21 protein-coding genes and 1 pseudogene are annotated in these 19,416 nt (G+C 63.3%); 10 read left to right on the top strand and 12 right to left on the bottom strand.

The features are described from left to right. Positions 1–107: pseudogene (locus tag AAZU54_RS23180) on the top strand (IS110 family transposase); the annotation flags it as partial. A 268-nt stretch (positions 108–375) separates the two neighbouring features. Then, complete coding sequence (gene metE, locus AAZU54_RS23175; protein ID WP_434727730.1) at positions 376–2,685, top strand: 5-methyltetrahydropteroyltriglutamate--homocysteine S-methyltransferase; 2,310 nt, start codon at positions 376–378, stop codon at positions 2,683–2,685. 124 nt (positions 2,686–2,809) lie between these two features. Here metE and AAZU54_RS23170 read toward each other — a convergent pair whose 3' ends face one another. After that, positions 2,810–3,991, bottom strand: coding sequence for an acetyl-CoA C-acetyltransferase (locus AAZU54_RS23170; protein WP_434727729.1), 1,182 nt, complete (start codon positions 3,989–3,991; stop codon positions 2,810–2,812). 230 nt (positions 3,992–4,221) lie between these two features. On the opposite strand from AAZU54_RS23170, the gene AAZU54_RS23165 reads away from it, so the two are divergent. Together AAZU54_RS23165 and AAZU54_RS23160 are read left to right on the top strand one after the other, a co-directional pair. Further along, the gene (locus AAZU54_RS23165; RefSeq protein ID WP_434727728.1) at positions 4,222–4,488 is read left to right on the top strand and encodes a PepSY domain-containing protein; all 267 of its coding nucleotides are present in this window, start codon (positions 4,222–4,224) and stop codon (positions 4,486–4,488) included. Then, positions 4,488–5,024: a cytochrome b/b6 domain-containing protein gene (locus AAZU54_RS23160; protein ID WP_405130045.1), complete on the top strand. Its 537-nt coding sequence runs from the start codon at positions 4,488–4,490 to the stop codon at positions 5,022–5,024. Before AAZU54_RS23165 ends, AAZU54_RS23160 begins: the two co-directional genes overlap by 1 nt. Before the next feature lie 114 nt (positions 5,025–5,138). Here the strand turns inward: AAZU54_RS23160 and AAZU54_RS23155 are convergent, their stop codons facing one another. From AAZU54_RS23155 to AAZU54_RS23140, 4 genes are read right to left on the bottom strand one after another with little or no spacing between them, the layout of a single operon-like run. Continuing rightward, entirely contained in the window at positions 5,139–6,248 is a 1,110-nt protein-coding gene (locus tag AAZU54_RS23155; RefSeq protein WP_405130046.1) for an agmatine deiminase family protein, read from the bottom strand. 3 nt (positions 6,249–6,251) lie between these two features. Beyond that, entirely contained in the window at positions 6,252–7,346 is a 1,095-nt protein-coding gene (locus tag AAZU54_RS23150; RefSeq protein WP_392464066.1) for an extracellular solute-binding protein, read from the bottom strand. 2 nt (positions 7,347–7,348) lie between these two features. Beyond that, positions 7,349–8,239: an N-carbamoylputrescine amidase gene (aguB, locus tag AAZU54_RS23145; protein ID WP_434727727.1), complete on the bottom strand. Its 891-nt coding sequence runs from the start codon at positions 8,237–8,239 to the stop codon at positions 7,349–7,351. Beyond that, the gene (locus AAZU54_RS23140; RefSeq protein ID WP_434727726.1) at positions 8,236–9,291 is read right to left on the bottom strand and encodes an agmatine deiminase family protein; all 1,056 of its coding nucleotides are present in this window, start codon (positions 9,289–9,291) and stop codon (positions 8,236–8,238) included. Before AAZU54_RS23140 ends, aguB begins: the two co-directional genes overlap by 4 nt. A gap of 135 nt (positions 9,292–9,426) precedes the next feature. On the opposite strand from AAZU54_RS23140, the gene AAZU54_RS23135 reads away from it, so the two are divergent. From AAZU54_RS23135 to AAZU54_RS23120, 4 genes are all read left to right on the top strand, one after another. Then, positions 9,427–10,275 (top strand): LysR substrate-binding domain-containing protein, encoded by an 849-nt coding sequence (locus tag AAZU54_RS23135; RefSeq protein ID WP_186553728.1) that lies wholly within the window; start codon positions 9,427–9,429, stop codon positions 10,273–10,275. A 213-nt stretch (positions 10,276–10,488) separates the two neighbouring features. Next, positions 10,489–11,700 carry an enoyl-ACP reductase FabV gene (fabV, locus tag AAZU54_RS23130; protein WP_312153471.1) on the top strand — a complete coding sequence of 404 codons (1,212 nt, stop codon included), beginning with the start codon at positions 10,489–10,491 and terminating at the stop codon, positions 11,698–11,700. A 156-nt stretch (positions 11,701–11,856) separates the two neighbouring features. Beyond that, entirely contained in the window at positions 11,857–12,543 is a 687-nt protein-coding gene (locus AAZU54_RS23125) for an N-acetyltransferase (RefSeq protein WP_312153469.1), read from the top strand. A gap of 95 nt (positions 12,544–12,638) precedes the next feature. After that, positions 12,639–13,547, top strand: a complete 909-nt coding sequence (locus tag AAZU54_RS23120; protein WP_434727725.1) for an alpha/beta hydrolase family protein — start codon at positions 12,639–12,641, stop codon at positions 13,545–13,547. 93 nt (positions 13,548–13,640) lie between these two features. Here the strand turns inward: AAZU54_RS23120 and AAZU54_RS23115 are convergent, their stop codons facing one another. The 4 genes from AAZU54_RS23115 to AAZU54_RS23100 form a co-directional block, all read right to left on the bottom strand. Further along, entirely contained in the window at positions 13,641–13,982 is a 342-nt protein-coding gene (locus tag AAZU54_RS23115; RefSeq protein WP_186553732.1) for a HopJ type III effector protein, read from the bottom strand. Continuing rightward, the gene (locus AAZU54_RS23110; protein WP_186553733.1) at positions 13,975–14,271 is read right to left on the bottom strand and encodes a DUF1244 domain-containing protein; all 297 of its coding nucleotides are present in this window, start codon (positions 14,269–14,271) and stop codon (positions 13,975–13,977) included. The genes AAZU54_RS23115 and AAZU54_RS23110 overlap by 8 nt, the downstream gene beginning before the upstream one ends. 11 nt (positions 14,272–14,282) lie before the next feature. Continuing rightward, positions 14,283–14,975, bottom strand: a complete 693-nt coding sequence (gene folM / locus AAZU54_RS23105; RefSeq protein ID WP_264236400.1) for a dihydromonapterin reductase — start codon at positions 14,973–14,975, stop codon at positions 14,283–14,285. A gap of 78 nt (positions 14,976–15,053) precedes the next feature. Continuing rightward, complete coding sequence (locus AAZU54_RS23100; RefSeq protein ID WP_186553735.1) at positions 15,054–15,626, bottom strand: antibiotic biosynthesis monooxygenase; 573 nt, start codon at positions 15,624–15,626, stop codon at positions 15,054–15,056. Between the two features lie 217 nt (positions 15,627–15,843). Between AAZU54_RS23100 and AAZU54_RS23095 the strand changes: the two genes are divergently transcribed. Next, positions 15,844–16,785: a MerR family transcriptional regulator gene (locus tag AAZU54_RS23095; RefSeq protein ID WP_434727724.1), complete on the top strand. Its 942-nt coding sequence runs from the start codon at positions 15,844–15,846 to the stop codon at positions 16,783–16,785. On the opposite strand, the gene AAZU54_RS23090 is transcribed toward AAZU54_RS23095, so the two are convergent. Together AAZU54_RS23090 and AAZU54_RS23085 are read right to left on the bottom strand one after the other, a co-directional pair. Then, positions 16,770–17,387, bottom strand: a complete 618-nt coding sequence (locus AAZU54_RS23090; protein ID WP_264236404.1) for a hypothetical protein — start codon at positions 17,385–17,387, stop codon at positions 16,770–16,772. The two genes, AAZU54_RS23095 and AAZU54_RS23090, sit on opposite strands and share 16 nt — an antisense overlap. A 59-nt stretch (positions 17,388–17,446) precedes the next feature. Beyond that, the gene (locus tag AAZU54_RS23085; protein WP_186553738.1) at positions 17,447–17,887 is read right to left on the bottom strand and encodes a PAS domain S-box protein; all 441 of its coding nucleotides are present in this window, start codon (positions 17,885–17,887) and stop codon (positions 17,447–17,449) included. A 105-nt stretch (positions 17,888–17,992) separates the two neighbouring features. On the opposite strand from AAZU54_RS23085, the gene AAZU54_RS23080 reads away from it, so the two are divergent. Continuing rightward, positions 17,993–18,448 (top strand): flavodoxin, encoded by a 456-nt coding sequence (locus AAZU54_RS23080; protein ID WP_186553739.1) that lies wholly within the window; start codon positions 17,993–17,995, stop codon positions 18,446–18,448. 14 nt (positions 18,449–18,462) lie between these two features. Here AAZU54_RS23080 and AAZU54_RS23075 read toward each other — a convergent pair whose 3' ends face one another. Next, positions 18,463–19,341, bottom strand: coding sequence for a LysR family transcriptional regulator (locus tag AAZU54_RS23075; protein ID WP_186553740.1), 879 nt, complete (start codon positions 19,339–19,341; stop codon positions 18,463–18,465). Positions 19,342–19,416 lie beyond the last annotated feature (75 nt).

Below are 19,416 nucleotides of genomic sequence, written 5' to 3'. Positions count from 1 at the left end.
CCCAAGCCTTGGTCATCTTGGCTCGAAAGCTTGCCCGCGTGGCTTTCGCCCTGATGAAAAATCAGGGCGAATACATCACCAGAGCTATGAAATTGGCTTGCCCATAACCATAGAATCTCCCACAGGTTCACCGCCAGCCGGAAGAACGGCGCGGTACCTCCCACAGGTTCACCGCCAGCCAGAAGAACGGCGCGGTACCTGTGGGAGCGGGCTTGTCGGGGCGCCGAACCGCCGCGAACGGCTGCAAAGCAGCCCCAATCGCCCTACCGCCTCATGAATAAATCTCGTGATCATCTCAAATTATATGAGTTTGTCTCACGATGCCCGTGCCGCCAAACTTCCCTCATTGAATTTCCACTCTAAGGGACAAGGCACATGGCACTGGCACACAACCTGGGTTTTCCACGCATCGGCCGCGATCGTGAGCTGAAAAAAGCCCAGGAAGCTTTCTGGAAAGGCGAACTCGACGAAACCGGCCTGCGCGCCGTAGGCCGCGAGCTGCGTGCCGCCCATTGGCAGGCGCAAAAAGACGCTGGCATTGAACTGCTGCCGGTCGGCGACTTCGCCTGGTACGACCAGGTCCTGACCCACTCGCTGACCTTCGGCGTTATCCCCGAGCGCTTTCGTGGCCAAAGCGGCGCCAAGCCGACCCTGCACACCCTGTTCAGCATGGCCCGTGGCGCCGTGGCGACGGACCGCAGCGACAGCTGCTGCGGCGGCGCCCACGCCCAGGAGATGACCAAGTGGTTCGACACCAACTACCACTATCTGGTCCCGGAATTCACCGCCGAGCAGCAGTTCACCCTGAGCTGGGAGCAGTTGTTCGAGGAAGTCGCCGAAGCCAAGGCGCTGGGCCATGCAGTCAAACCGGTGGTGATCGGTCCGCTGACTTACCTGTGGCTGGGCAAGACCAAGGGCGCTGAGTTCGACAAGCTGGAACTGGTCGACCGCCTGCTGCCGCTGTACGACGAGATCTTCAACCGCCTGGCCGCGCAGGGCGTGGAGTGGGTGCAGATCGATGAGCCGATCCTGGTGCTGGATCTGCCACAAAGCTGGAAAAACGCCTACGAGCGGGTCTACAACATTCTTCAGCGTGCGCCGCTGAAAAAGCTGGTCGCGACCTACTTCGGTGGCCTGGAAGACAACCTCGGCCTGGCGGCCAATCTGCCGGTCGATGGCCTGCACATCGACCTGGTGCGCGCCCCCGAGCAGTACCCGACCATCCTCGACCGCTTGCCGGCCTACAAGGTGCTGTCGCTGGGCGTGGTCAATGGCCGCAACGTCTGGCGCTGCGATCTGGAAAAAGCCCTCGACGTGCTGCGCCATGCCGCCGAGCGTCTGGGTGATCGGCTGTGGGTCGCGCCGTCGTGCTCGCTGCTGCACAGCCCGGTGGACTTGGCCCGAGAAGACCAGCTCGATGCCGAGCTGAGAAGCTGGTTGGCCTTTGCCGTGCAGAAGTGCCAGGAAGTCGCTGTGCTGACCAAGGCCATCAACCAGCCAGGCGCAGCCGACGTGTACGCGGCACTGGAAGACAGCCGCGCCGTACAGGCCAGCCGCGCTGCCTCGCCGCGCATTCACAAACCGGCTGTGCAGGCCCGTCTGGCGGCGATCAAGCCGGCTGACAGCCAGCGTCTGTCGGCCTTTGAGCAACGCATCGTCAAGCAGCGGGCGGGGCTGGACCTGCCGGCGTATCCGACCACTACCATTGGCTCGTTCCCACAGACTTCGGCGATCCGTCTGGCGCGTCAGTCGTTCAAGCAGGGCAAGTTGACCGAGGCCGAGTATATCGAGGCCATGCACAGCGAGATTCGCCACGCGGTGCAAATCCAGGAGCAACTGGGGTTGGACGTGCTGGTACACGGCGAGGCCGAGCGCAACGACATGGTCGAGTACTTCGCCGAGCAGCTCGACGGCTATGTGTTCACCCGCTTCGGCTGGGTGCAGAGCTACGGCTCGCGCTGCGTCAAGCCGGCGGTGATCTTCGGTGACCTGAGCCGGCCCAAAGCCATGACCGTAGAGTGGATCAAGTACGCCCAGGGCCTGACCCGCAAGGTCATGAAGGGCATGCTGACTGGCCCGGTCACCATGCTGATGTGGTCGTTCCCGCGTGAAGACGTCAGCCGCGAAGTGCAGGCCCGGCAGCTGGCGCTGGCGATTCGTGACGAGGTGGTGGACCTGGAAGCGGCGGGCATCAAGATCGTGCAGATCGACGAAGCAGCCTTCCGCGAAGGCCTGCCGCTGCGCAAGAGCGCCTGGGCCAATTACCTGGAGTGGGCCACCGCAGCCTTCCGCTTGTGCGCCTCTGGGGTGCGTGATGAAACCCAGATCCACACCCACATGTGCTACAGCGAGTTCAACGATGTGATCGAGTCGATCGCGGCGATGGACGCTGACGTAATCACCATCGAGACTTCGCGCTCGGACATGGAGCTGCTGGAGGCGTTCGAGAAGTTCGACTACCCGAACGAGATCGGCCCTGGCGTGTACGACATTCACTCGCCGCGGGTGCCGAGCCGTGAAGAGATGGTCAAGCTGCTGCGCAAGGCTGCGCAGCGCATTCCCGCTGAGCGTCTGTGGGTCAACCCCGACTGCGGCCTGAAGACCCGTGGCTGGCCTGAGACCGAGGCGGCGCTGGTGAACATGGTCGCCGCTGCCCGCGAGCTGCGTGGTGCGGCGGTGGCTTGAACAGGTAGTTGAGCAAAACAACGGGACGCACTGCGTCCCGTTTTGCGTTGTGCGGGCTTAGATCGATTCTGAACTGGGGTTTGGTGGGACTGCAACGCAGCCCCAACATCTCACTGACGAAAAATCACTCGCGCTCGATCGCCAACGCCACGCCTTGCCCGCCGCCAATGCACAAGGTCGCCAGCCCCTTCTTGGCATCGCGCTTGATCATCTCGTGCAACAGCGTCACCAGCACCCGGCACCCCGAGGCCCCAATCGGATGCCCCAGCGCAATCGCCCCGCCGTTGACGTTGACCCGCGCGGCATCCCACTCCAGCGATTTACCTACCGCCAGCGCCTGAGCGGCAAACGCCTCGTTGGCTTCGATCAAGTCCAGATCGCCCAGCGTCCAACCTGCCTTGTCCAGGCAACGCTGGGTCGCCGATACCGGCCCGATGCCCATGATCGCCGGATCGACCCCGGCACTGGCATAACCGGCAATCTTCGCCAGCACCGGCAGGCCCAGCGCCTTGGCTTTGTCCGCACTCATCAGCAACACCGCCGCAGCGCCATCGTTGAGGCTGGAGGCATTGCCCGCGGTCACGCTGCCGTCCTTCTTGAATGCCGGGCGCAGTTTGGCCAGCGACTCGGCCGTGGTGTCAGCGCGCGGCTGTTCATCACGCTCGACCACTTTTGGCTCGCCCTTTTTCTGCGCCAGCACGATCGGGGTAATTTCATCTTTGAAGCGCCCAGCCTCGATGGCGGCAATCGCCTTGCGCTGGGATTCAGCGGCAAAGGCGTCCTGCTGCTCGCGGCTGATGTCGAACTTGTCCACCAGGTTCTCGGCCGTGATGCCCATGTGGTAATCGTTGAACGCATCCCACAGGCCATCGCTGATCATGCTGTCGATCAACTGCCCATGGCCCATGCGCTGGCCGCTGCGCGCCGCTGGCATGACGTAGGGCGACAGGCTCATATTTTCCTGGCCGCCCGCAATCACCACGTCGGCATCGCCACAGCGAATCGCCTGGGTGGCCAGGTGCAGTGCTTTGAGGCCCGAGCCGCAGACCTTGTTCAAGGTCAGCGCTGGTACTGCGAACGGCAGGCCGGCCTTGACCGCCGCCTGGCGTGCGGGGTTCTGCCCGGCGCCGGCGGTCAGCACTTGGCCGAGGATCACTTCATCGACCTGGGTTGGGTCCAGCCCGGTTTGCTCCAGCAGGCGCTTGATCACCGCGGCGCCCAGCTCGACCGCTGGCACGCTGGCCAGCGCCCCCTGGAAACTGCCAATGGCCGTACGGGTGGCGGCAACGATGACGACTTCATTCATTTTGTTGTTCTCCATGAAGGGTGGGGCGCCAGGACAGCGGCGCATTCCCACCAGCATCGGCGGGATTGGTTGATTTGTTAAGTTTGTTTTTCTTTGTGATTGATCTGAAATGCAAATGAATGGCCCAGGTGGCAGCAGCAGTGGCAGCCAGCATCGCCAGGCAATCGCAGCTACGCTAGATGAGCTTGGCTGCGCCGCGTGCTGTTTCACTCACACTGGAGCTTATCGTCATGCGTACCCTGATCCTGCTCACGTTGCTGCTTGTCAGTGGCCTTTCCCTCGCCTCACCGCAATGCACCACCGCCGAGAAAAGTACCTGGCAAGACCCAGAGAAATTCCAGACCCAGCTCAAGGAACAGGGCTACAAGATCAGCAAGTTCAAGGTCACCAAAGGCAACTGCTACGAGATCTATGGCTTCGACAAGGATGGCCGCAAGGTCGAGATCTACCATGACCCGGTCACTGGCAAGGCGGTGAAAACCGATATCGAAGACTGATGCCCGCCGCCAGGGTGCGGCTGTGGGATCCGCTGTTGCGCGCCTGTCACCTGTCGTTTGCCACGGTGTTCTTCGCCAATTACTTCTTCAATGAAGAAGGCGACGATTGGCATCAGTGGCTGGGTTATTACGCGCTGGGCTGCCTGCTGCTGCGGCTGGTATGGGGCTTCGTTGGCCCGCGCAGTGCCCGTTGGGCGGACTTTTGGCCGACCCGTGCGCGCTTGGCGGCGCACGCTCAGGCGCTGCTGCGGGGCGAGCCGTATCACCGGTTGGGGCATTCGCCGATTGGCGCGTTGGTGATGCTGGCGATGCTTGGCTGCATCGCCGGGCTTGGGCTGACTGGGTGGTTGTCGCAGGAAGTCGACGCGCTATGGGGCGCGGATTGGCCGGTGGATGTGCACAGTGTGCTGGCCAATGCCTTGTTGGCACTGGTGTGCGTGCATGTGTTGGCGGCGCTGGTCGAGAGTGTGCGGCTGGGTGAGAACTTGCCCTGGTCGATGATTACCGGGTGGCGGCGGGGGCCTGGGGATCGGTGAATGGGGCCGCTTTGCGGCCCAATCGCGGGGCAAGCCCGCTCCCACGCAGATAGTGTGCTGACAGGTTACGTGGGAGCGGGCTTGCCCCGCGATTAAGGCGCACGCGGCCCTGTGCTACACCACAGGACACTGATGGGTAACGCAGTGAATCCCGCCACCCCCAGCCGCAATCGCATCGATATCCAGCTGCACCACTTCGCGCCCTGGATACAGCTTTACCAGCAAGTCACGCGCCTTGCCGTCCGCACGCTTGTCGCCAAACTGCGGCGCAATCACCGCCCCGTTGATCACGAAGTAGTTGATATACCCCGCAGCAAAATCTGGATTGCCGCGGCTGAACTTATTGCGCCTGGGCGCCAGCGGCGGCGACACGGTGTGAATTTCAAGCGGGCGGCCATCGGCATCGGTCGCGCCCTTGAGTATCTCCAGGTGCCGCTTGGTCACGGCGTGATCATACGAGTCCGGGTCGTTATCCAGATTGGCGATCACCACCCCAGGGCGGACGAAGCGCGCATAGAAATCCACATGCGCATCGGTGATGTCCTTGCCCTTGATCCCCGGCAGCCAGATGATCTTGCGCAAGCCCAAGCGCGTCTTGAGCTCTTCTTCGACCTGGGCCTTGCTCCAGCCAGGGTTGCGGTTGCCGTTGACCCAGCAGCTCTCGGTCATGATCCCGGTGCCATGGCCATCCACCTCGATCCCACCCCCTTCGCCAACCAGCTCGCTGCGCTGATACTGCGCGCCGGCCAGCTTGGCCACCCGCGCAGCCAGCTTGGCATCGTTGCGGTGGCGCTGCTTGCCACCCCAGCCGTTGAAGTTGAAATCGACGGCGGCCAGTGCGCCGTCATCGTCGACGACGAAGTTGGCGCCGATGTCGCGCATCCAGATGTCGTCCAGCTCGCAGGTGACGTAGGTGATGTTGTGGCGACCACAATAGTCTTCAGCCAGGTCGCGCTCGGTCGGGCGGCAAAACACCGTCAGCGGCTGGAAGCGGGCAATGGCCTGGGCAATGCGTCCGAGGGCGGCTTGCACGTCAGTGGTGAAGTCTTCCCAGATAGCGTCCTGGGCGCCAAAGGCGAGGTACGCGCGCTGCTGCGCTTCGCCTTCGTCAGGCATGAACCAGCGCCCCAGCTCAGCGGCGCGGGCGCTGCCCAGTGGCAGCCCGAGGCCGGCGCCAAGGCCGGCGGCCAGGGACAGTTGCAGGAAGGTTCGACGAGTCGGCATGGGTCAGTCCTGTGCAGTCTTGAAGCGGGTCCAGACGCGCATGCGCGCACGCATGTCGGCCTGGGGGATGTCCTTGCCTGGGATCAACCGGGCGTAGGTCGCTGGGTCTAGGTAGATATCGGGGTTGTCGCGCATGCGTGCATCCACCGCCGGGCGCGCCTTGGCGCTGGCGGTCGGGTAGCCGGTGAAGTTGCTGATCGCGGCCATGTTTTCCGGGCGCATGACGAAGTTGATGAAACGATAGGCGTACTCCGGGTGACGCGCATCGGCGGGGATGGCCATGGTGTCCATCCACACCGTGGTGCCTTCGCGCGGCACGCGGTACTGAAAGTCGATGGCTTTGCCGGCAGCCTCGGCGGTGCGCTGGGCCTGGATCACATCGCCGCTGTAGCCCAGCGACAGGCACAGGTTTTCGTTGACCAGTTCGGTCACCGGCTGCGACTGGAACTTGCGCACGTAGGGGCGGATGGCGCTGAGCAGTGCGCTGGCGGCGGCCAGGTCTTCGCGCTTGGCGCTGCGCGGCTCGCGGCCGAGGTAGTTGAGCACCACGGCCAGGGCTTCGTCGGGCGAGTCGATGATCGAGATACCGCAGTCGGCGAACTTGGCGGCCAACTCTGGCTTGAGCAGCAAATCGAGGCTATTGAGTGGTGCATCGGGCATGCGCTGGCGGATCTTGTCGGCATTGACTGTCAGGCCGATGGTGCCCCAGGTGTAAGGCACGGTCGCCTGGCGCGCCTTGGGGTATTGGTCGTGCAGCGTGCGCAGGCCGGGGTCGAGATCGTCCAGTGCGGGCAGTTGGCTGCGATCGAGCGGTTGCAGGCTGCCGGCGCGCATCAGCCGTTCGGCTACGGTGTCGCCGGGGAATACCAGGTCGTAGCCGCTGCGCCCGGACATCAGCTTGGCTTCGAGCACTTCGCTGCCGTCCATGACGTCGTAGATCACCTGGATACCCGTCTCGGCGGTAAAACGCTTGAGGGTGTCTTCGGCAAAATAGTCCGCCCAGTTGTACAGGCGCAGGGTCGGTTGTTCGGCCTGGGCCTGGCTGGCGCAAAGCGCCAGGCCCAGGGCGGCCAGCAGGTGGCAAGGGCGCAGGGGCATGGTCAGATCCTCCGGGTGGGGTGGCCGTCGAGCGTCATCAGGGGCGCGTACATCTCGGGGCGGCGGTCGCGGTAGATGCCCCAGCTCAAGCGCTCTTCGCGCATGCGCGCCAGGTCCAGGTCGTGCAGCCAGACGCCCGTGTTGTCGCGGTCGGCTTCAGCGAGCAGGGCGCCCTTGTGGTCGCAGATGAACGACGAGCCGTAGAAGCGCATGGCCAGGCTGTCATCGCTGCGTGCCACTTCACTGCCAACGCGGTTGGCGGCCACGACCGGCAGCAGGTTGGCGGCGGCGTGACCGCGCATGGCCATCTGCCAATGGTCGCGTGAGTCCAGTTCGGCGGCGCCGGGTTCCGAGCCGATGGCGGTGGGAAACAGCAACACTTCGGCGCCCATCAGCGCCAGGCAGCGGGCGGTCTCGGGGAACCACTGGTCCCAGCAGATACCGATGCCCAGGCGGCCGAAGGCGGTCTCCCAGACCTTGAAGCCGGTGTCACCGGGGCTGAAGTATTCCTTCTCCTGGTAGCCGATGGCGTTGGGGATGTGGGTCTTGCGATAGACCCCGAGCAGGCGCCCGTCGGCATCGGCCACGCTCAGCGAATTGAAGAAGGCGTTGCCGGCCCGTTCGTACCAGCTCAGCGGCAGCACCACGCCCAGCTCGCCGGCCAGGGCGGCGAAGCGCTTGAGCAGCGGGCTGTGCTGGTACGTCTCGGCCAGCGCCTGGTGGCTGTGGCATTGCTCGATGCAGAAGTACGGGGTGGCGAACAGCTCCTGCAACAGGATCACCTGGGCACCCTGGGCGGCCGCCTGGCGTACCAGTTGTTCGGCGCGCTCAAGGTTGGCCGGCAGATCCCAGCTGCAGGGCATTTGGGTGGTGGCGATGCGCAACTGGCTCATGGGCGTGCCTCGCGCAGGGGCCAGGCCGGCTGCTGCTGGGTGATGCAGTGGATACCGCCACCGCCGTGGGCAATGTTGTCGATGCGCACCGGGACGATCTCGCGCCCAGGGAAAGCCACGGCCAGCTGGCGCGCGGCGGCCTGGTCGGCGTCGATGCCGTAGGCGGGCATGATGATCGCGTCGTTGGCGATGTAGAAGTTGGTGTAGGAGGCGCAGAACACCTCGGCCACAGGGTCGACGGCGGCGCTGGCTTCGTACAGGTCGAGCAGCTCGAAAGGGCGGCCTTGGGCATCGCTCGCCAGTTCCAGGGCGCGGCGGTTTTCCCGGGCGACCTCGGCGTACACCGAGTTGTGCTCGTGGGTGGCGTCGACCAACAGCACGCCGGGGCGGGCGAAGGCGCACACGCCATCGACGTGGCCATCGGTCATGTCGCCGGTGACGTACTGTGGATCGCCCGGCAGCCAGATGGTCTTGCTAATGCCCAGCAGGCGAGCGAAGCAGTCTTCGAAATCAGCCTTGGTCAGCCCCGGATTGCGATTGCGGTTGAGCAGTACCGATTCGGTGGTGATCAGCGTGCCTTGGCCATCGACATGAATCGCACCGCCTTCGTTGCACAGCGGCGTGCTGAAGCCCTCCAGGCCCAGGTGGTCGAGGATACGCCGGCCGAGGCTGCGATCCTGGCTGTGCGCCGACTTGTTGCCCCAGGCGTTGAAGCGCCAGCTCAGGCCTGCCAGGCCATGCTGCGGATGGCAGATAAAGCTCGGCCCGCTGTCGCGGCACCAGCTGTCGTCCACCGCCAGCTCCACCAGCTCGATGCCTGGGCCGCACAGGGCTCGGGCGCTGGCGATGGCGGAAGGATCGACCACCATCTTCACCGGCTCGAAGCGGGCGATGGCGCTGGCCACGCGGGCATAATCGCGTTGCACATCGGCCAGGGTCACGCGCCAGCCGGCTTCCCACAGGCTTTGGTTGTGCGGCCAGATCATCCAGGTGGCGGCGTGGCGGGCCCATTCGGCAGGCATGCGCCAGCCGCTGTCGTTGGACAGGTGCATAGAGAACTCCGATCAGTTAAGAATTATTTATCAACGAAGCCCGCCGTCGCGGGTGTTGAGGTCAATGCTAGGACTAGGAAGGTGCAGCGACAAACGATAGATTTAGCGCACATCTGATCAGTCAGGCTTATCGATATGCTCAAACACTGGCCCCCGCTCAATGCCCTGCGCGGTTTCGAGGCTGCTGCCCGGCTCGGCAGTTTTCACAAGGCTGCCGAGGCGCTGAACCTCACTCAATCGGCGATCAGCCAGCAGATTCGCAGCCTGGAAAGTTATCTGGAGCAGCCGCTGTTTCACCGCACTGGGCGCAGTGTCAGCCTGACCGATGCTGGCCACGATCTGCTCAGCACAACGCAATCGATGCTGCAGCAATTGGCGGTGGGGATTCGGCGGCTCGATCAGTACCGCAAGCCCAACCAACTGGTGGTCAACACCACCCCGGCGTTTGCCCGGCATTGGTTGCTGCCGCGTCTGGCAGACTTTCGTCAGCGCTGCCCGCAGGTCGACCTGTGGCTGTTCACCAGCTTCGACGTGCCAGACATGGCTACCCAGACCATCGACCTGGCCATTCGTGACGACCTCAGCGCCCAGGCCGAATGCAGCTTCAGCGTGCTGCATCAGGATCGACTGTACCCGGCGTGCCATCCGGGGTTGCCAGAAAGCGGCCGCACGACCTTGCACGGCGAGCGGGAGATGGACTGGAGCCACTGGCAGGTGGAGGGCGGCGAGGATGTCGGCCAGCAGGGGCGGGGGCTGAATTTTTCTGACCCCGGGTTGCTGCTCGAAGCGGCTTGCGAGGGGCTGGGGATTGCCCTGGTGAGCCAGCTGCTGGCGCAGCGGGCGGTGGCCGAGGGCCAGTTGCAGGCGCTGTCGCAGCAGCGCGTGCGGGGGCCTGCCTGGGCCTGCCTGGTGCATCGCGATAGCCAGGATGACCCGCTGGCGCGGCAGTTTCTGGCGTGGTTGCGGGGTGAGCTGGCGGGTTGAGGGTTTCTGGGCTGGCCTCATCGCGGGGCAAGCCCGCTCCCACAGTTGCTGCGCCGCTGCGACATGTCCCGCGATGTGGCCGGCAGCCTTTTGCATCACTCAATCACCCCGTAATATGTGTCGGATAACCTGCGGGGGTAGTCTCACCCTCTGATCAACGGATCCGGCCCACGCGGCGCGGCTCCTCAGCATAAACCTGACGAGGTACAGACATTGGCCATCATTCATCCCAAGGTTCGCGGTTTCATCTGCACCACGACTCACCCCAAGGGCTGCGAGCTCAACGTCCGTGACCAGATCGAAGCCACCCGCAAGCTGGGCGTGCGCGAGGATGGTCCGAAGAAGGTCTTGGTGATCGGTGCTTCCAGCGGCTACGGCCTGGCAGCGCGCATCACCGCCGCATTCGGCTTCAAGGCCGACACCCTGGGCGTGTTCTTCGAAAAGCCGGGCACCGAAACCAAGCCAGGCACTGCCGGCTGGTACAACGCCGCCGCGTTCGACAAGTTCGCCAAGGCCGAAGGCCTGTACAGCAAGTCGATCAATGGTGATGCCTTCTCCGACGAAGCCCGCGCCAAGGTCATCGAGCTGATCAAGAACGAAATGGGCGGCAAGGTCGACCTGGTCATCTACTCGCTAGCCTCGCCTGTGCGCAAGCTGCCGCAGACCGGTGAGCTGGTGCGCTCGGCGCTCAAGCCAATCGGCGAGCCGTACAAGTCGACCGCGATCGACACCAACAAAGACACCATCATCGAAGCCAGCATCGAGCCTGCCACCGAGCAGGAAATCGCCGACACCGTGACCGTCATGGGTGGCCAGGACTGGCAGCTGTGGATCGATGCCCTGGCCGGTGCCGACGTGCTGGCCGAAGGCGCGCGCACCGTGGCCTTCAGCTACATCGGCACCGAAATCACCTGGCCGATCTACTGGCACGGCGCCCTGGGCCGGGCCAAGCAGGATCTGGACGAGACCGCCCTGCGCCTGGACAAGAAACTGGACGACGAAATCAAGGGTGGCGCCAACGTGGCGGTGCTTAAGTCGGTGGTCACCCAGGCAAGCTCGGCCATCCCGGTGATGCCGCTGTACCTGTCGATGGTGTTCAAGATCATGCAGGAAAAGGGCGTCCACGAAGGCACCCAGGACCAGCTCGACCGTATGTTCCGCGAGCGCATGTACCGCACCGACGGCGCCCCGGCTGAGGTGGACGAGAAAGCCCGCCTGCGCCTGGACGACTGGGAGCTGCGCGACGACGTACAGGACGCCTGCAAGGCCCTGTGGCCGCAAGTGAGCACCGAGAACCTGTTCGAGCTGACCGACTATGCCGGTTACAAGAAGCAGTTCCTCAACCTGTTCGGTTTCGAGCGTCAGGATGTTGACTATGATCAAGACGTAGCCACCGACGTACGGTTCGACTGCGTCGAGCTGTAAGCAAGCCATTGACCGTGCACCTGTTTTCCACAGGTGTACGGTTCCCGCCTGGGCTTGTTAACATCTTGCAACACATTATCTGCTGGCCATTTGATATGGCCGCCATCTATACCGCAGTTATTGGCCGGGCAATTTCGCCGTGGCCTGGGAGGCGGTATGAGTGCACTGCAAAAACTACAAGAACGCATAAGGCGAAAAGGTCTCAAGCGCACCTTCAAGACGCTGTTCGAACGTTACGTGTTTTTCCACTGGGAACTGCTGTGGATGGAACGCGATTTGATCAGCCCCGTCCCCCCTTGCAAGCTTAAAGAGCACCCGCCAGTCACCTTGGTGGAAATCACCACCGACAATGCCGATGCCTTCGCTCGCCACTTTGGCGACCGCGTTGAAACCATGCGCGAACTGGCCGCTGCCGGGCATACCGGGCACATGTACCTGGACGAGCAGGGCGATGCGATCGCCTTCATTTGGGCCAGCGTGGTCGACTATCACGACAAGCACTATTACGGCTGCACCTTCCCGGTCAAACCGGGGGAATTCTTCGAGTTCGGCGGTGAAATGATCCGCCGCTACTTTGGCAGTGAGCTATCGGTGACCGCCCAGGTCGCACTGTGGAATACCATGCGCGAGAAGGGCTGCCACAAGGTGGTGGATGTGGTCGAGACGCACAACGTGCCGGCGATGAAACTGCACCTGCGCATGGGTTACCACGAGCAGGGCCGGGTGATGCATGTGTACGGCCTGTTCGGCCGCTTCAAACTGTTTCGCGAGAGCCGCTATCACGGTTCGCGCCTGGAAGTGCTGCGCAAGCCAGGCGTTGCTCGCGCCTTGTCGACGACCTGAGGGGGTGGCTTGGCGCTGATTTTTTGCTAGCGTTGGCGGACAACAATTCGTGTGTCCGCCCTTTCCTGTAGGCGCGACGCCGCAGGGAGCGCGCCATGAGCAGCCTCACTCAACCCGCCAGTGCCTTTCGCCAGCCAGCCGCCGATGGTTACAGCCTCGGCGGTTTCCAGTGGCGCCATGCCCAGCCCGATCTCCAGCGTCCGCTGGTGATCATCAATGCCGCAACCTCGGTGCGCTGTCGTTATTACTCGCGTTTTGCCGATTATCTGTTTGCCCAGGGCTTCGATGTGCTGACCTACGATTACCGGGGTATCGGCGAGTCGCGGCCGGCGTCGTTGCGCGGGTTCAGTGCGTCTTGGAGCGACTGGGGGCGATTGGATTTCGAAGCCATGCTGCAGCGCGCAGCCGAGCAGTTCGCGGGGCAGCCCGTGGATGTGGTGGGGCACAGCTTTGGCGGCTGGGCGGTTGGCCTGGCGCCGTCTGCCGAGCGGGTGCGGCGGGTGGTGATGGTCGGCGCGCAGTTTGCCTACTGGCGCGACTATGCGGCGCAGCAGCGCTGGCAGCTGTTTGGCAAGTGGCATGTGCTGATGCCGTTGTTGACGCGGGTCTACGGCTATTTCCCGGGCAAGCGCCTGGGCTGGCTGGAGGATACCCCGGCAGGGGTGGTGGATGACTGGAGTACGCGCACGCCGCGCTTTGAGCACCGGCCCAGTGGGCGCTCGCTCGCCAGCTTGCCGTTTGCCCAGGTGCGGGCGGCCACATTGGCAATCAGCCTGACCGATGATCCGTTTGGTACGGTGGCGGCGACTGAGCGCCTGCTGGGGTATCTGACCCACGCCGAGCGGCTGCATCTGCGGGTGGCGCCTGGGGATATCTCAGTGGATGAGATTGGCCATTTTGCGTTTTTTCACGATCGTTTTCGCGAGGCGCTGTGGCCGATTGCCCTGAGGTGGTTAGGGCAGGGGCAGCTGGGGGCTGAGGTGCCGGGGCAGATCATCAGCTGATGGAGGTAGGTCTGGCCTCTTTGCGGGCAAGTCGCAGCGGCACACCGCCGCTCCTACAGAGCCCTGTTGGAGCGGGGTTTGCCGCGAAGTGGATCAGGCCAGACGCTTGAGCGGCTGCTCAGCGAACTTGACCCCGGCCAAGCCATGGGCGATCAGCGCGCGGATATTGCCGTGGTCGCTGCCATCGGGCGTGGCCACTACGCTGCGGTAGTGCTCACCAAAGGCCAGCAGCGCTTCTTGGTCGCTCAGGCCTTCGAGCAATGCCAGGCCCAGGGTCTTGCAGGAGCCTTCGTTTTGCCCGGCAGCGTTCTCCACGCCGCCATTGCTGAACGCTTGAGGCTGGTAGCTGTAGTGCTCGGCAATGAACGCCAGGGTATCGGCAAAAACGTGTTCGCCGCTGGCAAGGCTGGCGCGCAGGGTGTTCAGATCAGTCACGAGGTTTTCCTTGTTCGAACGCCGCTTGCTGCTCGGCGCTGGCTTCTTTCTGGTATTGGGCTTTCCACTGGGCATAGGGCATGCCGTACACCGCTTCGCGGGCGTCATCCATGCTCAGCTCGATCTGCTGCTCGTCGGCTGCGGCCTTGTACCACTTGGACAGGCAGTTACGGCAGAAACCGGAGAGGTTCATCAGGTCGATGTTCTGCACGTCGGTACGTTTTTGCAGGTGTTCGACCAGGCGCCGGAACGCGGCGGCTTCGAGTTCGAGTTGTTGTTGCGCGGTCATGGGAGCTTCCCTCAGGTCATGCGATTCTTCAGATGGCGGCCACCATTGATGACCACCTGGCTGCCAGTGCTGTACTGGCTATCGAGCAGGTATTTGACCGCCTCGATCAGCGGCCCGGCGCCGGGTTCGAACTCCAGCAGGGCTTTTTTCAAGGTTTGCTGGCGGTAGGCTTCGTCGCCACCTTCCTTGAGGATCAGCAAGCCCGGCAGGATACCGTTGACGCGCACCTTGGGCGCGTATTTCTCGGCAAACGACAGCACCATGTTCTGCAGCGCGGCCTTGGTCGCGGCGTAGCCGATGTGGCTCTTGCTGCCGCGTGAGGAGGTTTCGTCGCAGATGTGAATGATATCGGCCTTGTCGACCTTGGCCAGCAGTTCACCCAGGGCCAGGTTGAGGTGGTAGGGCGCCTCGACATGCAGGCGGAACATCATGTCGAGGTTGTCCAGGCCGTCATCGAGCCACACCGAGGCGTTGTGGATGATCGCTCGCAGCCCGTCGTAGTGGGTGTGCAGGTGCTCGATCAGCGCCTGGCGGTCGGCCTGCTGGCAGAGGTCGGCGCGAAACTGGACGATGTTCGGGTGCGCCGACTGGGCAAGAATGCTGCGACTGGCACTGACCACCGTATGGCCGGCCTGTGCCAGTTCAAGCGCCAGGGCCAGCCCTACGCGTTGGCTGGCTCCGGTTACGAGGATAGGGCTATTCATGTTCGGGGCGGTCTACTTGTCTGTGCGTGCAGTGATGCCCCAGCATACCCGAACTGTCTGCCTCTTGCGTGGCGTGCCTCAGCGGCTGCGCAGCCCGCGTGCCGGTTGGCTGGCGTTGGCCGGCGCCGGGTGCAGCCAGGGGGCCAGCAGACGGGTCGACAACGGGATGAACAGGTAGACCATCACCGGCGTCAGGGCCAGGGTGCTGAGCAGCACTCGGGGCACCAGATCGAGTGGTGCCAGCCAGTGGCCGAAGAGCACGTTGAACAGCAGCGAGACCGGAAAGAACGCCAGCCAGATGGCGACCGCTTGCTTCCAGCGCGGCGGTTTTTGCACCATATTGGTGCCAAACCAGTCATCAATGCCGCTGACGCGCGTCTCTTTGGGGCGTTCGAACAAGCCATCGCCGCGTTGCAGCCAGGCTCGCCGCGAAGCGGAATGCTCCCAACTGTGCAGGGTCTGCTCGTTGGTGAAACGGAAGATAATCTGGAATTCATCGCCCTCGGCGGGCGGTGCGAGGATGCCCGAGCCCAGGTAGCCGGGGAAGTCGGTGGCCAGCTGCTCGCCTTCATGCAGCCAGGTCAGTAGGTCCTGGTAGCGGCCATGGGCGGCGCGGCGCGACACCATCAAGGTGACGGGTGGGGTAGACATCGTGTATCTCCTGGCGACGGGGCTGGCGGGTAGCTGGCCCCTTGGCTTCGTCGCCCGGGGTGGTGGGCGACGCAAGCAGGCTTGCAAGAATCGGGCGCGATTATCGCGGATATTTCATGACCCGTCAGTTTCAGGCGGCGAACGGGATAATCTGAACTCTTTGCCCAAGCGGGCGTAGAATGCCTTTCAATTACCTGAGACAGGGTCATCTGGGCGCATGAACAAGCAGCTATCGGCCTCAACCAGCGCAGCTGATCTGGACTACCAGCAGCTGTATCCGATCCGCGAGGTGTCGAAGTTGACTGGCGTTAAACCTGTGACCCTGCGCGCGTGGGAGCGCCGTTACGGATTGATCCAGCCGACTCGCACCGACAGCGGCCATCGCCTGTATTCCCAAGCGGACATCGACGATATCCGCAGCATCCTGGGTTGGCTGGAGCGCGGTGTGGCCGTGAGCAAGGTCGGCAGCATCCTGGCCCGCGGTCAGGCGTTGGCGCAGGACGGCTGGGCCGCTAGCAGCGCCGATGAACGCCTGCGCTGGCGCACCCAAGTGCGTGAAGCTGTGCAGCGCTTTGACGGCGCCAGTCTTGATCGGCTGTTTGACCAGGTGTTCGCCAGCAATGCCCTGGATCAGGTGTTCGATGAGGTGTTCATGCCGGTCTGGCACAGCCTGCGTGCGGGTCACGCAAATTTTGGACAAATGAGCGAGTGGGCGTTTCTCGACCAGTTTCTGCGGGGGCGGGTGCTGATGCGCCTGCAACTGGTGCGTGGGCCGCGCAGGCAGCAGATAGTGCTGGCGCCACTGAGTTCAGGCGCGCTGGAGCTTGAGCTGCTGGTCGCAGGCTTGCTGCTGAGCAGTGATGAAGTGAGCGTGGTGGTGCTGGCGCCAGGGCAGCCACTGGATGAGCTGACGCTGGTTTGCGAACGCTTGAGCCCGGATGCATTGGTGCTGTTTTCCAACCAACAGCCTACCGCTGAGTTGGGCAAGCGACTGGCGCGATGGGTGTTGGGCCTTGGCTGTCCGCTATTGCTGGCTGGAGAAGCGGCAGAAATGGCCCAGGATCATCTGGCCGGCAGCCCAGTGGCTTGCCTGGGCGCCGATGGCAGCCTGATGCGTAAGCGCCTACGCCAGTACCTGGCGGGTCAGCTCGATACCTGAGTATGCAGCTCGGGGTGGGCCAGGCGGTGAGCCTGAAGGATGTACTCACGCAGGCGCTCGATCTCGTGCGCTGGGCTGCGGCTGAGGTCGTAGGCGGCCAGGTCGCGGCCAATGCGTCGGCGCAGCACGCCATGCAGGCCGATCGCCGGGATGCCTTCGGGGGCGAAACGCAGGTCGAAGCGTGATGGCGCTTGGGCCAGACCACGGATTTCCACCAGTGCGCCCTTGAACGAGATGTCCCTGACCCACAAGCCGCTGGGTTCGCCATGCTCGCCCAGCAGCGCCGAAGGCTGTTCCATCGACAGCCGCCAAGGGCGCAGCATCGGGCCATCTTCGTAGATTTCCGGAGAACCTACCTGCAAGTGCAGGGCGTGGAATTCGTCCTCGACCAATTGCAGCGGGAAGCTGATCTGCTGGTTGTTGAACTGCGCCTGCAGGGTGACCTGTTCATTGGCCACCAGGCGGGTCAGCAACTGCTGGATCTGCGGGTCGCCATTGACCAGCAGGCTCGACATGGAGTCGGCCAGGTTCAACTGCGGCGAATGCTGCATATCCTGGATGAAATCCATTTCGTCCTGGGTCAGGAGGGCGTTTGCGTGCATGATCGAGCTCGAGAGTGGCGATTTCTTCAACGTGATTGACCGCGTCCGAGGCGCTTGGTTCAAGCGTGCAGTTGAGATTCCAGTTCAGCCAGGCGGGCGCGCACTTTATCCAGCTCACGTTGCAGCTCGACCTGACGGCTGACGTCCTTCTGGATACCAATGAAATAGGTACGGTTTTCAGCGGCGTTGTGTACCGGGGTGATCGACAGTTCGTTCCAGAACGCGCTGCCATCCTTGCGGTAGTTGCGCAGCACTTCACGGCACGGCTGGCCTTCTTTCAAGGCTTTGCGAATGCGCGAGCGGGCAAGCTGATCGCGATCGTCGCCCTGCAGGAAGCGGCAGTCCTGGTAGAGAATCTCATCGCGTTCGAAGCCTGTGAGGCGTTCGAATGCCGCGTTCACGTAGATCAGGATGGTGTCTTCATCGCCTTCTTGTTCAGCGACGACGATCCCGTCGTTGGAGGCATCGATCATGGATTGCAGCAGTTGCGCGTTGATCATCTTCGGACCATTGGCAGAGGAGGGGACTTTCGGCTTAGGCGGCCTTTTGCTATCGCCGGATGCTAGTATCCTACGTTTTCACTCAGTTTCGGAATCCTCTTTCAGATGAAAGTCGCCATTATTTCCGGGTCGGTGTATGGCACCGCCGAAGAAGTTGCTCGTCATGCCCAAGCGTTGCTCAAGGCGGCAGGCCATGAAGCCTGGCACGCCGCACGGGCTACCCTGCAGGATATTCAAGGGTTTGCCCCGGAGGCGTTTTTGGCCGTCACCTCGACCACCGGCATGGGCGAGCTGCCGGATAACCTGATGCCGCTGTACAGCACCCTCCGCGACACCCTGCCGGCAGCCTGGCGCGGCTTGCCAGGTGCGGTGATCGGCCTGGGTGATTCGAGCTATGGCGACACCTATTGCGGCGGTGGCGAGCAGATGCGCGAGCTGTTTGCTGAATTGGGCGTGCATGAAGTGCTGCCGATGTTGCGTTTGGATGCCAGCGAAACCGTGACGCCGGAAACCGATGCAGAGCCGTGGCTGGCGGAGTTTGCGGCTGCCCTCAAGGGCTGAATCTGGTGCTGGCCTCAAGCCTGCTCGCGCAACAGTTTCAACCAGGCCTGCGCCGCCCGTGACAGGTACGCCCCGCGGCGCCAGATAAAAGCGATATCCCAACGCAAATAGTCCGGCGCCAACAGCGGCAGGCGCACCACCCCAGGGCGTTCCAGCGCCCGTGCCACCACCCGGGGCAGCAACACCACCCCTTGGCCAGCGGCAACCAGCGCGGCAAGAAAGTCCGCCTGGCCGCTGCGCCCGCCTTCTTTAGGGGTGAACCCCACCTGCTGGCAGGCGCTCAGCAAGCGGTCATTGAGCACGAAACTGCGCTGATACAGCAAAAACGGCGTATCGGCCAGCTGGCGCAACTCGACCTGAGCCAGCCCGGCAAGTGGATGTTCCGCCGGCAGCAAGGCATCCAGCGGTTCATTGCAGAACGGTTGGTACTCAAAGTCGCCATCGCTCGGCGTCAGGCTACCGCCCAGCTCCAGCTCGCCGCTTTTGACCGCCTGCTCCACCGTGCGGCTGCCGCCTTCAAGCAGTTGAATGGCGATGTTCGGATGCCGGCGCCGGTATTCGGCGAACAATCCGGCGAACAGCGCATCGCTACCCAGCAGTGGCAGGCCCAGGCGCAGTTCACCACGGGCCATCTGGCTCAGGTCATCCAACTCGCTTTGCAGTTCCTGACGCTGGCGCAGCAGCGCCTCGCCGCGCTCCAGGACAATCCGCCCAGCCGCTGTCAGGTGCAATTGCGAGCCCTGCCGCTCAAGCAGCGGCTGGCCCACATCTTGCTCCAGCTGGGCGACCTGCTTGCTCACGGCGGACTGGCTGATATGCAAGGTCAGCGCAGCCTGGGTGAAGCCACCTCGGTGCACCACTTCGATGAAGCTGCGCAGTTGTTTGAATTCCATGCTCTGAATTCCATTTTGGAATGGTCTCCAGTCTAACAATTCGCTTCTGGCCTAGGCAGGCAAATTTTACAATGG

This window comes from Pseudomonas sp. Je.1.5.c (assembly GCF_051129895.1).
Lineage (GTDB): Bacteria > Pseudomonadota > Gammaproteobacteria > Pseudomonadales > Pseudomonadaceae > Aquipseudomonas > Aquipseudomonas urmiensis.
The sequence above is the reverse complement of the archived record's forward strand: the minus strand, read 5'-3'. Positions and strand labels throughout refer to the sequence as shown.

Excerpts from the sequence above, each read along its gene's own strand:
- metE (WP_434727730.1), top strand. The coding sequence starts at position 376 with ATGGCACTGGCACACAACCTGGGTTTTCCACGCATCGGCCGCGATCGT.
- AAZU54_RS23170 (WP_434727729.1), bottom strand. The coding sequence starts at position 3,991 with ATGAATGAAGTCGTCATCGTTGCCGCCACCCGTACGGCCATTGGCAGT.
- AAZU54_RS23165 (WP_434727728.1), top strand. The coding sequence starts at position 4,222 with ATGCGTACCCTGATCCTGCTCACGTTGCTGCTTGTCAGTGGCCTTTCC.
- AAZU54_RS23160 (WP_405130045.1), top strand. The coding sequence starts at position 4,488 with ATGCCCGCCGCCAGGGTGCGGCTGTGGGATCCGCTGTTGCGCGCCTGT.
- AAZU54_RS23155 (WP_405130046.1), bottom strand. The coding sequence starts at position 6,248 with ATGCCGACTCGTCGAACCTTCCTGCAACTGTCCCTGGCCGCCGGCCTT.
- AAZU54_RS23150 (WP_392464066.1), bottom strand. The coding sequence starts at position 7,346 with ATGCCCCTGCGCCCTTGCCACCTGCTGGCCGCCCTGGGCCTGGCGCTT.
- aguB (WP_434727727.1), bottom strand. The coding sequence starts at position 8,239 with ATGAGCCAGTTGCGCATCGCCACCACCCAAATGCCCTGCAGCTGGGAT.
- AAZU54_RS23140 (WP_434727726.1), bottom strand. The coding sequence starts at position 9,291 with ATGCACCTGTCCAACGACAGCGGCTGGCGCATGCCTGCCGAATGGGCC.
- AAZU54_RS23135 (WP_186553728.1), top strand. The coding sequence starts at position 9,427 with ATGCTCAAACACTGGCCCCCGCTCAATGCCCTGCGCGGTTTCGAGGCT.
- AAZU54_RS23125 (WP_312153469.1), top strand. The coding sequence starts at position 11,857 with ATGAGTGCACTGCAAAAACTACAAGAACGCATAAGGCGAAAAGGTCTC.
- AAZU54_RS23120 (WP_434727725.1), top strand. The coding sequence starts at position 12,639 with ATGAGCAGCCTCACTCAACCCGCCAGTGCCTTTCGCCAGCCAGCCGCC.
- AAZU54_RS23110 (WP_186553733.1), bottom strand. The coding sequence starts at position 14,271 with ATGACCGCGCAACAACAACTCGAACTCGAAGCCGCCGCGTTCCGGCGC.
- folM (WP_264236400.1), bottom strand. The coding sequence starts at position 14,975 with ATGAATAGCCCTATCCTCGTAACCGGAGCCAGCCAACGCGTAGGGCTG.
- AAZU54_RS23100 (WP_186553735.1), bottom strand. The coding sequence starts at position 15,626 with ATGTCTACCCCACCCGTCACCTTGATGGTGTCGCGCCGCGCCGCCCAT.
- AAZU54_RS23095 (WP_434727724.1), top strand. The coding sequence starts at position 15,844 with ATGAACAAGCAGCTATCGGCCTCAACCAGCGCAGCTGATCTGGACTAC.
- AAZU54_RS23090 (WP_264236404.1), bottom strand. The coding sequence starts at position 17,387 with ATGCACGCAAACGCCCTCCTGACCCAGGACGAAATGGATTTCATCCAG.
- AAZU54_RS23085 (WP_186553738.1), bottom strand. The coding sequence starts at position 17,887 with ATGATCAACGCGCAACTGCTGCAATCCATGATCGATGCCTCCAACGAC.
- AAZU54_RS23080 (WP_186553739.1), top strand. The coding sequence starts at position 17,993 with ATGAAAGTCGCCATTATTTCCGGGTCGGTGTATGGCACCGCCGAAGAA.
- AAZU54_RS23075 (WP_186553740.1), bottom strand. The coding sequence starts at position 19,341 with ATGGAATTCAAACAACTGCGCAGCTTCATCGAAGTGGTGCACCGAGGT.